General features: G+C 62.5%; 1 protein-coding gene and 1 pseudogene. One reads left to right on the top strand and one right to left on the bottom strand.

Features of this window, described 5'->3' with window-relative positions; translation table 11 throughout:
• Positions 1-3 precede the first annotated feature (3 nt).
• Positions 4-5,058 (bottom strand): annotated as a pseudogene (locus JFT63_RS30020) (amino acid adenylation domain-containing protein); the annotation flags it as partial.
• Here JFT63_RS30020 and JFT63_RS04720 point away from each other — a divergent pair.
• Positions 4,994-15,097, top strand: coding sequence for an amino acid adenylation domain-containing protein (locus tag JFT63_RS04720; protein ID WP_332875218.1), 10,104 nt, complete (start codon positions 4,994-4,996; stop codon positions 15,095-15,097). The pseudogene JFT63_RS30020 and the gene JFT63_RS04720 sit on opposite strands and share 65 nt — an antisense overlap.
• Positions 15,098-15,099: the final 2 nt, after the last annotated feature.

Genomic DNA, 15,099 nt, shown 5'->3' on the forward strand with positions numbered 1-15,099 from the left:
ACTGGTCAAGCCGTGAAGCAGGTGCTGGAAAGACTCGGCCAACTGCCGAATCTCGTCGTTGCCGAACGACTGCACGTCAAAGCTGAACTCGAACTCCAGAGCCCTCCCGGCGCCAAGCAGCACCGTCAACGGATAATGGGTTTGCTCGAAATTCTGCACATTACTGAAGGTCAGCCCGGCTGGTGCACCTTCGGCCAGCGCTGTGGACACCGGGTAGTTTTCAAACACCAGCAGCGTGTCGAACAACGCGGCGCCGCTCGCACCCGCCCAGCGCTGGATTTCGAACAACGGCGTATATTCGTGTTCACGCAGGCTGAGGTTCAGTGCCTGCACCTGCTGCAACCATTCCCCCACCCACAACATCGGACTCGGGGTGGCGATAACCGGCAAGGTGTTGATAAACAGACCGACCTGCTGCTCCACACCCGGCAACCCTGCTGGTCGACCGGATACCGTGGCGCCAAACACCACTGTGTCCTGGCCGGTCTGGCGTTGCAGCAACAACAGCCAGGCGGCTTGCACAAGGGTGTTCAGAGTGATTTTGTGGGTCTGGGCAAACCCCTTGAGCTGGTCAGTCTGGGCGATGCTCAGGGCCAGTGCGTAGCTGCCTTTGGCGGACGAAGGATCAGACCCGGCGCCGCGCGACAGGCGTGTTGGCCCCTGCATCGTGGCCAATTGGTCCTTCCAGAAGGCTTCGCTGGCAGCCGGTTCCTGAGCTTGCAACCAACCGATATAGTCACGGTAGTGCCCTTGCAGCGTCGGTAACGGCCGGCCGGCGTAATACTCCAGGACCTCGCCGAACAACTGCGCTCGGCTCCAACCATCCAGGAGAATGTGATGATTGGTGTAGATCAAATGGAAGCGGTCGACACCGGTGCGTACCAGTTTCAGGCTCAGCAGCGGCGCCTGCTCCAGCACAAAACCTTGTACCCGCGTCGACTCGCTCAACTCATCCAGCGCGGCGTGCTGATCCGGCAGGGCCTGCCAGTCGTATTCGGCGAACGGCAGGCCCGCTACGCGATACACCGCTTGCAAAGGCTGCGCCTGGTCTTGTTGCCAGACAAACCCGGTGCGCAGCATGTCATGCCGCCCCAGCACCTGCTCCCAAGCGCGCCGGAACCGAGGCACATCGAGGCCGTGGATATCGGCACGCAGCTGGCTGACATAAATATCGTCAAGGCCCTGCTGGTACAGACTGTGGAACAGCATGCCCTGTTGCATCGGCGACAGCGGATACAGGTCCTGTACCTCGCGCGATGGGAGTGCCAGATGATCCAGTTGTTCTTGCGTCAGCTGAGCCAGGATCACATCGGCCGGGGTGAACGCACCGTGTTTCGGGTCGACGCAATGTTCGATCAGCGCCAGCAGTTCCTGCTGGAAATCATCCGCCAGGCGCTGGATTGTCGACGCCTCAAACATCTCACGGCTGAAGCCCCACTGCAGCGCCAGTTCACCGCCATACACCTGCCCTTCCACCGTCAACCAATTGGCCAGCGGCGCCTGGGGATCCTGGGCTTGGCCGCTGCCTTCACTGGCCGGTACGAAGAGTGCCGACTCATTGAACTGACGGTCGAACTGGCCCAGGTAGTTGAACGTAATGCGTGGCGCAGCGAGGTTCGCCAGGCTTTCACGGGCCTGCGGCGATCCCAGGTAACGCAGCAGACCGTAGCCCAGGCCCTTGTCGGGCACGGCGCGCAGTTGCTCCTTGACCGACTTTATTGCTTCGGACAACTCGCCTTCGGCGTGCAAGCACACCGGGAACAGACTGGTAAACCAGCCGACGGTGCGGCTCAGGTCGATGTCGTCGAACAGGTCCTCGCGACCATGCCCCTCCAGTTGGATCAACGCGGCAGGTTGTTCACTCCAGCGGCTGATCACCCGCGCCAGGGCGGTCAGCAATAGGTCATTGACCTGGGTGCGGTACGCCGCTGGCGCCTCTTGCAGGAGGCGGCGGGTCTGTTCGGCGTCGAGGCGCGTTTCCAGCTTGATGCCCAAGCGATTTTGCAGGCCTCCCTCGGGATGGTCGCAGGGCAACTCGGCGTCGATGGATTGCGCTTGCCAGTACGGCAGTTGCGCGTCCAGGGTTTGTGCGTGGCTCTGCAACTGTTGCGCCCAGTGCTGGTAGGCAGTGGTTTTCGCCGGCAGCGGCTGTTCGCGGTAAGCCTGTTGCAGGTCTTCGAGCAGGATGCGCCAGGACACGCCATCGACGACCAAGTGGTGGATCACCAGTAGCAAGCGTTGGCTACCATCGGCCATATTCACCAACGCGGCGCGCAGCAGCGGGCCTTGTTCCAGGTCAAGGCTGCGCTGGGCCTCTTCACAGAGCGCGGCCAATTCGGTGTCGGTGTTGGCTTGGGACTGCCACAGCAGCGGCTCGGCGGGCAGCGCTGCATGGCTCTGATGCCAGCCATCTGCCTGCTGCACAAAGCGCAAGCGCAAGGCGTCGTGATGCTGGATCAACTGGTTCAAGGCCGCTTCCAGCCGCGGGGGCTGCAACGTCTCGCGCGCGGTCAGCAGCAACGACTGGTTCCAGTGCTGACGCGCCGGGATCGCCTGGGTGAAAAAGTGCTGTTGCACAGGGGTCAGAATCACCTCGCCGCTGACCGGGCCCTGGTCGATCAGGCTGACTTGGTCGAAGCTGGCCACCCGCGAAAGGCTGCGGATGCTTTGGTACTGGAACAGGTCCCGTGGGCTGAGTCGGATACCGGCTCGGCGGGCGCGACTGACCACCTGGATAGAAATGATCGAGTCGCCACCCAGCTCGAAGAAGTTATCGTCCTGGCCAACCTGTTCAACGCCGAGCACATCGCTCCAGATCGCGGCCAGGACTGTCTGCAGGTCCCCTTGAGGGGCGATAAACGCCTGTTGCAGCGCTGCATCCGGCAATGGCAATGCCTTGCGGTCAAGCTTGCCGTTGGCGGTCACCGGCAGCTTGGCCAGGGTGACGAAGTGGGTCGGCACCATGTATTCCGGCAGGCTGCCGAGCAGCCAGGGCTTGAGGTCGGTCGGTTCCTCGCCTTCATACACCAGGTACGCGACCAATTGTTTGCCACCTTGCACCAACACCACTGCTTCGCGCACTTGCGGATGCTGCAGCAGGCGGGTTTCGATTTCGCCCAGTTCGATACGCAAGCCGCGCAACTTGACCTGGTGATCGAGGCGACCGAGGTATTCGATCACCCCATCGGCGCGCTGGCGCACACGGTCACCGGTGCGATACAGGCGTTCGCCTGTCACAAACGGGCTGGGTACAAAACGCTCGGCGGTGAGCGCCGGACGCCGGTGGTAACTGCGCGCCAGGCCAACGCCGCCCAGGTAGAGTTCGCCGCTGACGCCAGCCGGCACCGGGTTGAGTTGCGCATCCAGCACGTAGGTGCCGAGGTTGGCGATGGGGCGGCCGATGGGCACGCTGTCGGCGCCTTCGTCGATGCAGGTCCAGTGCGTGACGTCGATGGCCGCCTCGGTCGGGCCATAGAGGTTGTACAGCGCCGCAGTCGGCAACTTGGCGAACACTTGCTGTTGCGCATCCAGGGGCAAGGCTTCGCCGCTGCAGATGATACGCGCGAGGCTTGCGCACGCCTGTACGCCCGGCTCATGGATAAACGCCTGCAACATCGACGGCACGAAGTGCAACGTGGTAATGGCGTGTCGGCCGATGGTTTCGATCAAACGCGCAGGCTCTCGGTGTTCGCCAGGCGCTGCAACCACCAGGCGTGCGCCGGTCATCAGCGGCCAAAAGAACTCCCACACCGACACATCGAAGCTGAACGGGGTTTTCTGTAACACCGCATCACTGGCATCCAGGCCATACGACTGCTGCATCCAGCTCAAGCGGTTGACCAGTGCGCGATGGCTGTTGCCGGCGCCCTTGGGCTTGCCGGTGGAGCCGGAGGTGTAGATCACATAGGCGAGATTGAGCGCATCAGTAGCGACGGTCGGCGCTTGGTGACTGTAGCCGTCGAGCCACAGCGCGGGCTGATCCAGGGCAATCACCTGGATACCGGCGGCCGGCAGCACGGCCAGCAGGCTTTGCTGGCTGAGCAATAGTTGAATGCCGCTGTCCTGGATCATGTAGGCCAGGCGTTCCTGCGGATACTCGGGGTCGAGGGGCACGTAGGCGCCACCGGCCTTGAGAATCGCCAGCAGGCCAATCACCATTTCGATAGAACGCTCGACGCAGATTCCCACTAGTACGTCGGGGCCTACGCCCTGCTCGCCCAAGGCGTGGGCCAGCTGGTTGGCACGCGTATCAAGTTGGGCGTAGGTCAAGGTGGTGCTGCCAAACACCAGTGCCGGTGCATCCGGCGTGCGTTGCACCTGCTCTTGGATGAGGTGATGGATACCGCGTTCCGTCGGATATGGCTCGGCGGTCTGGTTCCAGGTGTGGACCAGCCGTTGCTGTTCATGCGCATCGAGCATCGGCAACTCGCCGATACGCAGGTCACCTTCCGTCACCATCGCCTGTAACAGGCTGATCCAGTGGCGGGCCATGCGCTCGATGGTAGGCGCGTCAAACAGGTCATTGGCGTAGGTCAGCGCGGCGTGCAGGGTGCCGGATTTTTCATAGGTGTCCAGGGTCAGATCAAACTGCGTGGTGCGACCTTGCCATTGCACCAGGGCCAGCTCCAGGCCGGACGCGGTACTGACCGAAGCGATGTCGGCAACGACCGGCTGGTGGTTGTACATCACCTGGAACAGCGGCGTATGACTCAGGTTGCGCTCGATTTTCAGCGCCTCTACCAACCGCTCGAAGGGCAATTCCTGATGGGCCTGGGCACCCAGGGCGTGTTCCTTTATGCCTTGCAACAGCTCGGTGACGCGGGTTTGCCCGCTCAGCTCAGTGCGCAACACCTGGGTGTTGACGAAGAAACCGATCAGCCCTTCGACTTCAGTGCGGTTGCGGTTGGCAATCGGCACACCGACGCGAATATCACCCTGGCCGGTGTAGCGATGCAGCAAAACATTGAACGCGCCCAACAGCAGCATGAACAGCGTGACGTTGTGTTGTTGCGCGCAACTGCGCAGTTGCGCGCAACAACACAACGTCACGCTGTTCATGCTGCTGTTGGGCGCGTTCAATGTTTTGCTGCATCGCTACACCGGCCAGGGTGATATTCGCGTCGGTGTGCCGATTGCCAACCGCAACCGCACTGAAGTCGAAGGGCTGATCGGTTTCTTCGTCAACACCCAGGTGTTGCGCACTGAGCTGAGCGGGCAAACCCGCGTCACCGAGCTGTTGCAAGGCATAAAGGAACACGCCCTGGGTGCCCAGGCCCATCAGGAATTGCCCTTCGAGCGGTTGGTAGAGGCGCTGAAAATCGAGCGCAACCTGAGTCATACGCCGCTGTTCCAGGTGATGTACAACCACCAGCCGGTCGTTGCCGACATCGCTTCGGTCAGTACCGCGTCCGGCCTGGAGCTGGCCCTGGTGCAATGGCAAGGTCGCACCACGCAGTTTGATCTGACCCTGGACACCTATGAAAAATCCGGCACCCTGCACGCCGCGCTGACCTACGCCAATGACCTGTTTGACGCGCCTACCATCGAGCGCATGGCCCGCCACTGGATCAGCCTGTTACAGGCGATGGTGACGGAAGGTGACCTGCGTATCGGCGAGTTGCCGATGCTCGATGCGCATGAACAGCAACGGCTGGTCCACACCTGGAACCAGACCGCCGAGCCATATCCGACGGAACGCGGTATCCATCACCTCATCCAAGAGCAGGTGCAACGCACGCCGGATGCACCGGCACTGGTGTTTGGCAGCACCACCTTGACCTACGCCCAACTTGATACGCGTGCCAACCAGCTGGCCCACGCCTTGGGCGAGCAGGGCGTAGGCCCCGACGTACTAGTGGGAATCTGCGTCGAGCGTTCTATCGAAATGGTGATTGGCCTGCTGGCGATTCTCAAGGCCGGTGGCGCCTACGTGCCCCTCGACCCCGAGTATCCGCAGGAACGCCTGGCCTACATGATCCAGGACAGCGGCATTCAACTATTGCTCAGCCAGCAAAGCCTGCTGGCCGTGCTGCCGGCCGCCGGTATCCAGGTGATTGCCCTGGATCAGCCCGCGCTGTGGCTCGACGGCTACAGTCACCAAGCGCCGACCGTCGCTACTGATGCGCTCAATCTCGCCTATGTGATCTACACCTCCGGCTCCACCGGCAAGCCCAAGGGCGCCGGCAACAGCCATCGCGCACTGGTCAACCGCTTGAGCTGGATGCAGCAGTCGTATGGCCTGGATGCCAGTGATGCGGTGTTACAGAAAACCCCGTTCAGCTTCGATGTGTCGGTGTGGGAGTTCTTTTGGCCGCTGATGACCGGCGCACGCCTGGTGGTTGCAGCGCCTGGCGAACACCGAGAGCCTGCGCGTTTGATCGAAACCATCGGCCGACACGCCATTACCACGTTGCACTTCGTGCCGTCGATGTTGCAGGCGTTTATCCATGAGCCGGGCGTACAGGCGTGCGCAAGCCTCGCGCGTATCATCTGCAGCGGCGAAGCCTTGCCCCTGGATGCGCAACAGCAAGTGTTCGCCAAGTTGCCGACTGCGGCGCTGTACAACCTCTATGGCCCGACCGAGGCGGCCATCGACGTCACGCACTGGACCTGCATCGACGAAGGCGCCGACAGCGTGCCCATCGGCCGCCCCATCGCCAACCTCGGCACCTACGTGCTGGATGCGCAACTCAACCCGGTGCCGGCTGGCGTCAGCGGCGAACTCTACCTGGGCGGCGTTGGCCTGGCGCGCAGTTACCACCGGCGTCCGGCGCTCACCGCCGAGCGTTTTGTACCCAGCCCGTTTGTGACAGGCGAACGCCTGTATCGCACCGGTGACCGTGTGCGCCAGCGCGCCGATGGGGTGATCGAATACCTCGGTCGCCTCGATCACCAGGTCAAGTTGCGCGGCTTGCGTATCGAACTGGGCGAAATCGAAACCCGCCTGCTGCAGCATCCGCAAGTGCGCGAAGCAGTGGTGTTGGTGCAAGGTGGCAAACAATTGGTCGCGTACCTGGTGTATGAAGGCGAGGAACCGACCGACCTCAAGCCCTGGCTGCTCGGCAGCCTGCCGGAATACATGGTGCCGACCCACTTCGTCACCCTGGCCAAGCTGCCGGTGACCGCCAACGGCAAGCTTGACCGCAAGGCATTGCCATTGCCGGATGCAGCGCTGCAACAGGCGTTTATCGCCCCTCAAGGGGACCTGCAGACAGTCCTGGCCGCGATCTGGAGCGATGTGCTCGGCGTTGAACAGGTTGGCCAGGACGATAACTTCTTCGAGCTGGGTGGCGACTCGATCATTTCTATCCAGGTGGTCAGTCGCGCCCGCCGAGCCGGTATCCGACTCAGCCCACGGGACCTGTTCCAGTACCAAAGCATCCGCAGCCTTTCGCGGGTGGCCAGCTTCGACCAAGTCAGCCTGATCGACCAGGGCCCGGTCAGCGGCGAGGTGATTCTGACCCCTGTGCAACAGCACTTTTTCACCCAGGCGATCCCGGCGCGTCAGCACTGGAACCAGTCGTTGCTGCTGACCGCGCGCGAGACGTTGCAGCCCCCGCGGCTGGAAGCGGCCTTGAACCAGTTGATCCAGCATCACGACGCCTTGCGCTTGCGCTTTGTGCAGCAGGCAGATGGCTGGCATCAGAGCCATGCAGCGCTGCCCGCCGAGCCGCTGCTGTGGCAGTCCCAAGCCAACACCGACACCGAATTGGCCGCGCTCTGTGAAGAGGCCCAGCGCAGCCTTGACCTGGAACAAGGCCCGCTGCTGCGCGCCGCGTTGGTGAATATGGCCGATGGTAGCCAACGCTTGCTACTGGTGATCCACCACTTGGTCGTCGATGGCGTGTCCTGGCGCATCCTGCTCGAAGACCTGCAACAGGCTTACCGCGAACAGCCGCTGCCGGCGAAAACCACTGCCTACCAGCACTGGGCGCAACAGTTGCAGAGCCACGCACAAACCCTGGACGCGCAACTGCCGTACTGGCAAGCGCAATCCATCGACGCCGAGTTGCCCTGCGACCATCCCGAGGGAGGCCTGCAAAATCGCTTGGGCATCAAGCTGGAAACGCGCCTCGACGCCGAACAGACCCGCCGCCTCCTGCAAGAGGCGCCAGCGGCGTACCGCACCCAGGTCAATGACCTATTGCTGACCGCCCTGGCGCGGGTGATCAGCCGCTGGAGTGAACAACCTGCCGCGTTGATCCAACTGGAGGGGCATGGTCGCGAGGACCTGTTCGACGACATCGACCTGAGCCGCACCGTCGGCTGGTTTACCAGTCTGTTCCCGGTGTGCTTGCACGCCGAAGGCGAGTTGTCCGAAGCAATAAAGTCGGTCAAGGAGCAACTGCGCGCCGTGCCCGACAAGGGCCTGGGCTACGGTCTGCTGCGTTACCTGGGATCGCCGCAGGCCCGTGAAAGCCTGGCGAACCTCGCTGCGCCACGCATTACGTTCAACTACCTGGGCCAGTTCGACCGTCAGTTCAATGAGTCGGCACTCTTCGTACCGGCCAGTGAAGGCAGCGGCCAAGCCCAGGATCCCCAGGCGCCGCTGGCCAATTGGTTGACGGTGGAAGGGCAGGTGTATGGCGGTGAACTGGCGCTGCAGTGGGGCTTCAGCCGTGAGATGTTTGAGGCGTCGACAATCCAGCGCCTGGCGGATGATTTCCAGCAGGAACTGCTGGCGCTGATCGAACATTGCGTCGACCCGAAACACGGTGCGTTCACCCCGGCCGATGTGATCCTGGCTCAGCTGACGCAAGAACAACTGGATCATCTGGCACTCCCATCGCGCGAGGTACAGGACCTGTATCCGCTGTCGCCGATGCAACAGGGCATGCTGTTCCACAGTCTGTACCAGCAGGGCCTTGACGATATTTATGTCAGCCAGCTGCGTGCCGATATCCACGGCCTCGATGTGCCTCGGTTCCGGCGCGCTTGGGAGCAGGTGCTGGGGCGGCATGACATGCTGCGCACCGGGTTTGTCTGGCAACAAGACCAGGCGCAGCCTTTGCAAGCGGTGTATCGCGTAGCGGGCCTGCCGTTCGCCGAATACGACTGGCAGGCCCTGCCGGATCAGCACGCCGCGCTGGATGAGTTGAGCGAGTCGACGCGGGTACAAGGTTTTGTGCTGGAGCAGGCGCCGCTGCTGAGCCTGAAACTGGTACGCACCGGTGTCGACCGCTTCCATTTGATCTACACCAATCATCACATTCTCCTGGATGGTTGGAGCCGAGCGCAGTTGTTCGGCGAGGTCCTGGAGTATTACGCCGGCCGGCCGTTACCGACGCTGCAAGGGCACTACCGTGACTATATCGGTTGGTTGCAAGCTCAGGAACCGGCTGCCAGCGAAGCCTTCTGGAAGGACCAATTGGCCACGATGCAGGGGCCAACACGCCTGTCGCGCGGCGCCGGGTCTGATCCTTCGTCCGCCAAAGGCAGCTACGCACTGGCCCTGAGCATCGCCCAGACTGACCAGCTCAAGGGGTTTGCCCAGACCCACAAAATCACTCTGAACACCCTTGTGCAAGCCGCCTGGCTGTTGTTGCTGCAACGCCAGACCGGCCAGGACACAGTGGTGTTTGGCGCCACGGTATCCGGTCGACCAGCAGGGTTGCCGGGTGTGGAGCAGCAGGTCGGTCTGTTTATCAACACCTTGCCGGTTATCGCCACCCCGAGTCCGATGTTGTGGGTGGGGGAATGGTTGCAGCAGGTGCAGGCACTGAACCTCAGCCTGCGTGAACACGAATATACGCCGTTGTTCGAAATCCAGCGCTGGGCGGGTGCGAGCGGCGCCGCGTTGTTCGACACGCTGCTGGTGTTTGAAAACTACCCGGTGTCCACAGCGCTGGCCGAAGGTGCACCAGCCGGGCTGACCTTCAGTAATGTGCAGAATTTCGAGCAAACCCATTATCCGTTGACGGTGCTGCTTGGCGCCGGGAGGGCTCTGGAGTTCGAGTTCAGCTTTGACGTGCAGTCGTTCGGCAACGACGAGATTCGGCAGTTGGCCGAGTCTTTCCAGCACCTGCTTCACGGCTTGACCAGTGTCACGCCGCGTCGTGTCGGCGAGTTGCCGTCGCTGACGGACGCAGTGCGCCGGCAGGTGGTGGAGGGGTGGAACGCCACCGAGCGCGGCTATCCGCAAGGGCAGTGGGTGCACCAGCTGTTCGAGGCTCAGGTGAAGGCACAGCCGGATGCGCAGGCGTTGCGCTTCAACGAACTGTCCCTGAGCTATGCCGAACTGAACCGTCGCGCCAACCGCCTGGCTCATCGCCTGATCGAAGCCGGCGTGGGGCCGGACGTGCTGGTGGGGCTGGCGGTGGAGCGTTCTGTCGAGATGGTCGTGGGTCTGCTGGCGGTGCTCAAGGCCGGGGGTGCCTACGTGCCGCTGGACCCGGAATACCCGCGTGAGCGCCTGGCCTACATGCTCGACGACAGTGGCGTGAAACTGCTGCTGACCCAGGCGCATTTGCTTGAACAGTTGCCGATCCCGGATGGCCTGGACTGCCTGGAGCTGGGCGAGTCGGCCTTTGAAGCCTACAGCGATACCAACCCTGGCATCGCGCTGGACGGCGAAAACCTTGCCTACGTGATCTACACCTCTGGTTCCACCGGCCAACCCAAAGGCGCGGGCAACCGTCATTCGGCGTTGCTGAACCGCCTGCAATGGATGCAGGAAACCTATGGCCTGGACCCCAGCGACACCGTGCTGCAGAAAACGCCGTTCAGCTTCGACGTGTCGGTGTGGGAGTTCTTCTGGCCGCTGATGACTGGTTCGCGCCTGGTGGTCGCCGCACCGGGTGATCACCGTGATCCGGCCAAATTGATCAACCTGATCAATCAGCAGCAGGTCACCACGCTGCACTTTGTGCCCTCGATGTTGCAGGCGTTCCTGCAGGACCCGGCGGCATCGAGCTGCCAAAGCCTGCAACACATTGTTTGCAGTGGTGAAGCCCTACCGGTGGACGCTCAGCAGCAGGTCTTCGCCAAGCTGCCGCGGGCCGGGCTCTACAACCTCTATGGCCCGACCGAAGCCGCCATCGACGTGACCCACTGGACCTGCATCGACGAAGGCCGCGATGCCGTGCCGATCGGCCGCCCGATTGCCAACCTTGGGTGCTACATCCTCGACGGCAACTTCGAACCGGTGCCGGTCGGTGTGCTGGGCGAGCTGTACCTGGGCGGCGTGGGCCTGGCCCGTGGTTATCACCGCCGTCCCTCCCTGACGGCCGAGCGTTTTATCGCGCACCCGTTTGTCAAAGGCGAGCGCCTGTACCGTACCGGCGACCTGGCGCGCTACCGCGAAAACGGCGTGATTGAATACGCCGGGCGCATCGACCACCAGGTCAAGCTGCGCGGCCTGCGTATCGAGCTGGGTGAAATCGAAGCGCGCCTGCTGGAGCACCAATGGGTCCGCGAGGCCGCCGTGCTGGCGGTCGAGGGCAAATACCTGGTGGGTTACCTGGTGCTGCACAACGCTGGCGATGACTGGCGCGATGTGTTGAGCGCTCACCTGGGCCAACACCTGCCGGAGTACATGGTCCCGGCCCAGTGGATGCTGCTGGAACACATGCCCCTGAGCCCCAACGGCAAACTGGACCGCAAGGCCCTGCCCAAGCCCGAGGCAGCGGGTGGTGAGTACATCGCGCCACTGACTGAACGGGAGCAACAGATCGCTGCGATCTGGGCCGAAGTGCTCGGTGTCGAACGTGTAGGCCTCAATGACCACTTCTTCGAACGCGGCGGGCATTCGCTGATGGCCACCCAGGCCGTCTCGCGCATCCGCCATGGCCTGGGCCTCGATGTGGGCTTGAAAGCCCTGTTCGATCAGCCGGTGCTGGGCCTTTTTGTCCATAGCCTGACCCAGGCACACGTTGAAAGCAGCCGTATGGAGCGCGTCGAACGTGAGCAGCCGCTGGGGCTGTCCTATGCGCAGGAGCGCCAATGGTTCCTGTGGCAACTGGACCCCCGCAGCGCGGCCTACCATGTACCCCGCGCGTTGCGCCTCAAAGGGCAACTCGACCGCGACGCCCTGCAGCGCGCCTTCGATACATTGGTCGCGCGCCACGAAAGCTTGCGTACACACTTGCAGCAAGATGCCGGCCGCACCGTGCAAGTGATCAGCCCGCCAGCAAGGATCGAGCTCGCCTTGGCGAACGCCGATGAAGCGAGTCTGAAAGCCCAGATAGAAGCGAGCATCACCCAGCCATTCGACCTGCGTCAGGGCCCGCTTATGCGTGTCAGCCTGTTGCGCCTGGCGCAAGACGAACATGTGCTGGTGCTGGTGCAGCACCACATTATTTCCGATGGTTGGTCGATGCAGGTGATGGTCGATGAGCTGGTCCAGCTGTATGCCGCCTACAGCCGGGGCGAAGGGCTGCAACTGCCGGCGCTGCCGATCCAGTACGTCGATTACGCACTGTGGCAGCGCAGTTGGATGGAAGCAGGCGAGAAAACTCGCCAACTCGATTACTGGCGTGAAGTGTTGGGTGGCGAGCAACCGGTGCTGGAACTGCCATTCGATCATCAGCGCCCGGCAGTGCCAACCCATCGCGGTGCACGCTTGAACATCCCGTTGCCAATACTGTTGCTCGACAGCCTCAAGGCTCTGGCCCAGCGCGAGGGTGTGACGCTGTTCATGCTGTTGTTGGCGTCCTATCAGATGTTGCTGCATCGCTACAGCGGCCAGCCGGATATTCGCGTCGGCGTGCCGATTGCCAACCGCAACCGGGTCGAGACCGAGCGGCTGATCGGCTTTTTCGTCAACACCCAGGTGCTCAAGGCCGAAATTGATGGGCACACCACCGTCAGCCAGTTGCTGGCCCAGGTCAAGCGGCGCGCGCTCGAAGCCCAGGCCCATCAGGACTTGCCCTTCGAACAACTGGTCGAGGTGCTGCAGCCCGAGCGCAGTCTCAGCCTGAGCCCGCTGTTCCAGGTAGCGTTCAACCACCATATCAGCCTGGCCGGCCAGCATTTGCAACGCCTGGGCCAGCTTGAAGTCAGTCCTGTGAGCTGGGACGAGGCGGTCGCGCAATTCGACCTGACCTTGGACATCGAAGAATCCCAGGGACGCTTAAGTGCCTCGTTGAGTTATGCCACTGACCTGTTCGAGGCCGCGACCATCAAGCGTATGGCGCGCCATTGGCGGAACCTGTTGCAGGCGATGGTTGCCGATCAGCAGCAGAGCATTGGGCAGTTACAGTTGTTGGACGGCGAAGAGCAGCAACATATTATCCAGCTGTGGAACCAGACCGATGCCGGCTTCTCGGCCGAGCGCTTTGTTCACGAGTTGGTGGCCGACCGCGCCCGGGAAAATCCGCACGCGGTGGCGGTGAAATTCGACGCACAAACCCTGACCTATGGCGAGCTGGACCGCCAGGCCAACCGTCTGGCCCATGCGCTAAACGCCCGTGGCATCGGCCCGGAAGTGCGCGTTGCGATCGCCATGCCGCGCAGTGCCGAGAGCATGGTGGCGTTCCTGGCGGTGATGAAAGCCGGTGGCGTCTACGTGCCGCTGGACATCGAATACCCACGTGATCGCCTGCTGTACATGATGCAGGACAGCCGCGCGCAGTTGCTGCTGACCCACACCAGCGCTTTGCAGCAACTGCCGATCCCGGACGGCCTTGATAGCCTGGCGATTGATCGCACCGAGCAATGGTCAGGATTCAGCGACACTGCCCCTCAGGTGAAGCTGGACGGCGACAACCTGGCCTACGTGATCTACACCTCCGGCTCCACCGGCATGCCCAAAGGCGTGGCGGTATCCCACGGCCCGTTGGTGGCCCATATCATCGCCACCGGCGAGCGCTATGAAACCTCGCCAGCCGACTGCGAACTGCATTTCATGTCGTTCGCTTTCGACGGCTCCCACGAAGGCTGGATGCACCCGTTGATCAACGGCGCCAGCGTGCTGATTCGTGACGACAGCCTGTGGCTGCCGGAATACACCTACGAGCAGATGCACCGTCACAACGTAACCATGGCGGTGTTCCCGCCGGTGTACCTGCAACAGTTGGCCGAACATGCCGAGCGCGATGGCAACCCGCCAGCGGTGCGGGTGTACTGCTTTGGCGGTGATGCCGTTGCTCAAGCCAGCTATGACCTGGCGTGGCGCGCGCTGAAACCCAAATACCTGTTCAACGGCTACGGCCCGACGGAAACCGTGGTTACGCCGTTGCTATGGAAGGCACGTAAAGGCGACCCCTGCGGAGCCGTTTACGCGCCCATCGGCACCTTGCTGGGCAACCGCAGCGGTTATGTATTGGACGCGCAACTGAACCTGCAACCCATCGGCGTAGCCGGCGAGTTGTACCTGGGCGGCGAGGGCGTGGCCCGGGGTTATCTGGAGCGTCCGGCGTTAACCGCCGAGCGCTTCGTGCCGGACCCGTTCGGCAAGCGCGGCAGCCGTGTGTATCGCAGCGGCGACCTGACCCGTGGGCGTCCGGACGGTGTGGTGGATTACCTGGGGCGTGTGGACCATCAGGTGAAGATCCGCGGTTTCCGTATCGAACTGGGGGAAATCGAGGCGCGTCTGCGTGAACAGGACAATGTCGGTGAAACCGTGGTGGTCGCCCAGGACGGCCCGACCGGTAAGCAATTGGTGGCTTATGTTGTACCGGCAGAGTCGGTGGGTGATGAAGCCGTATGGCGCGACGCCCTGCGCCGCGCTCTGAAAACACGCCTGCCGGACTATATGGTGCCAGTGCACTTCGTGTTCCTGGCGCAGATGCCGCTGACTCCCAACGGCAAACTCGACCGCAAGGGCTTGCCCGAGCCGGACGCCAGCCTGTTGCAACAGGCCTATGTGGCCCCCGAAACCGAGCTTGAACAGCAGGTCGCCGCGATCTGGGCTGACGTGCTGCGCTTGCCGCAAGTGGGCCTCAACGACAACTTCTTTGAAGTGGGCGGTCATTCGCTGTTGGCGATCCAGATCACCTCGCGGGTCCAGGCCGAACTGGGGCTGGAAGTACCATTGGTGGAAGTGTTCCAGGCCGAAACGCTGCGCGCCTATGTCCAGGTCGCCGCCACCTTCCGCGCCGGCAGCGCGGAAGATTTTGATGATCTTCGTGACTTTCTGAGCGAACTAGAGGCGATTTGAAC

The organism is Pseudomonas sp. MF7453, from assembly GCF_016405455.1.
Lineage (GTDB): Bacteria > Pseudomonadota > Gammaproteobacteria > Pseudomonadales > Pseudomonadaceae > Aquipseudomonas > Aquipseudomonas paralactis.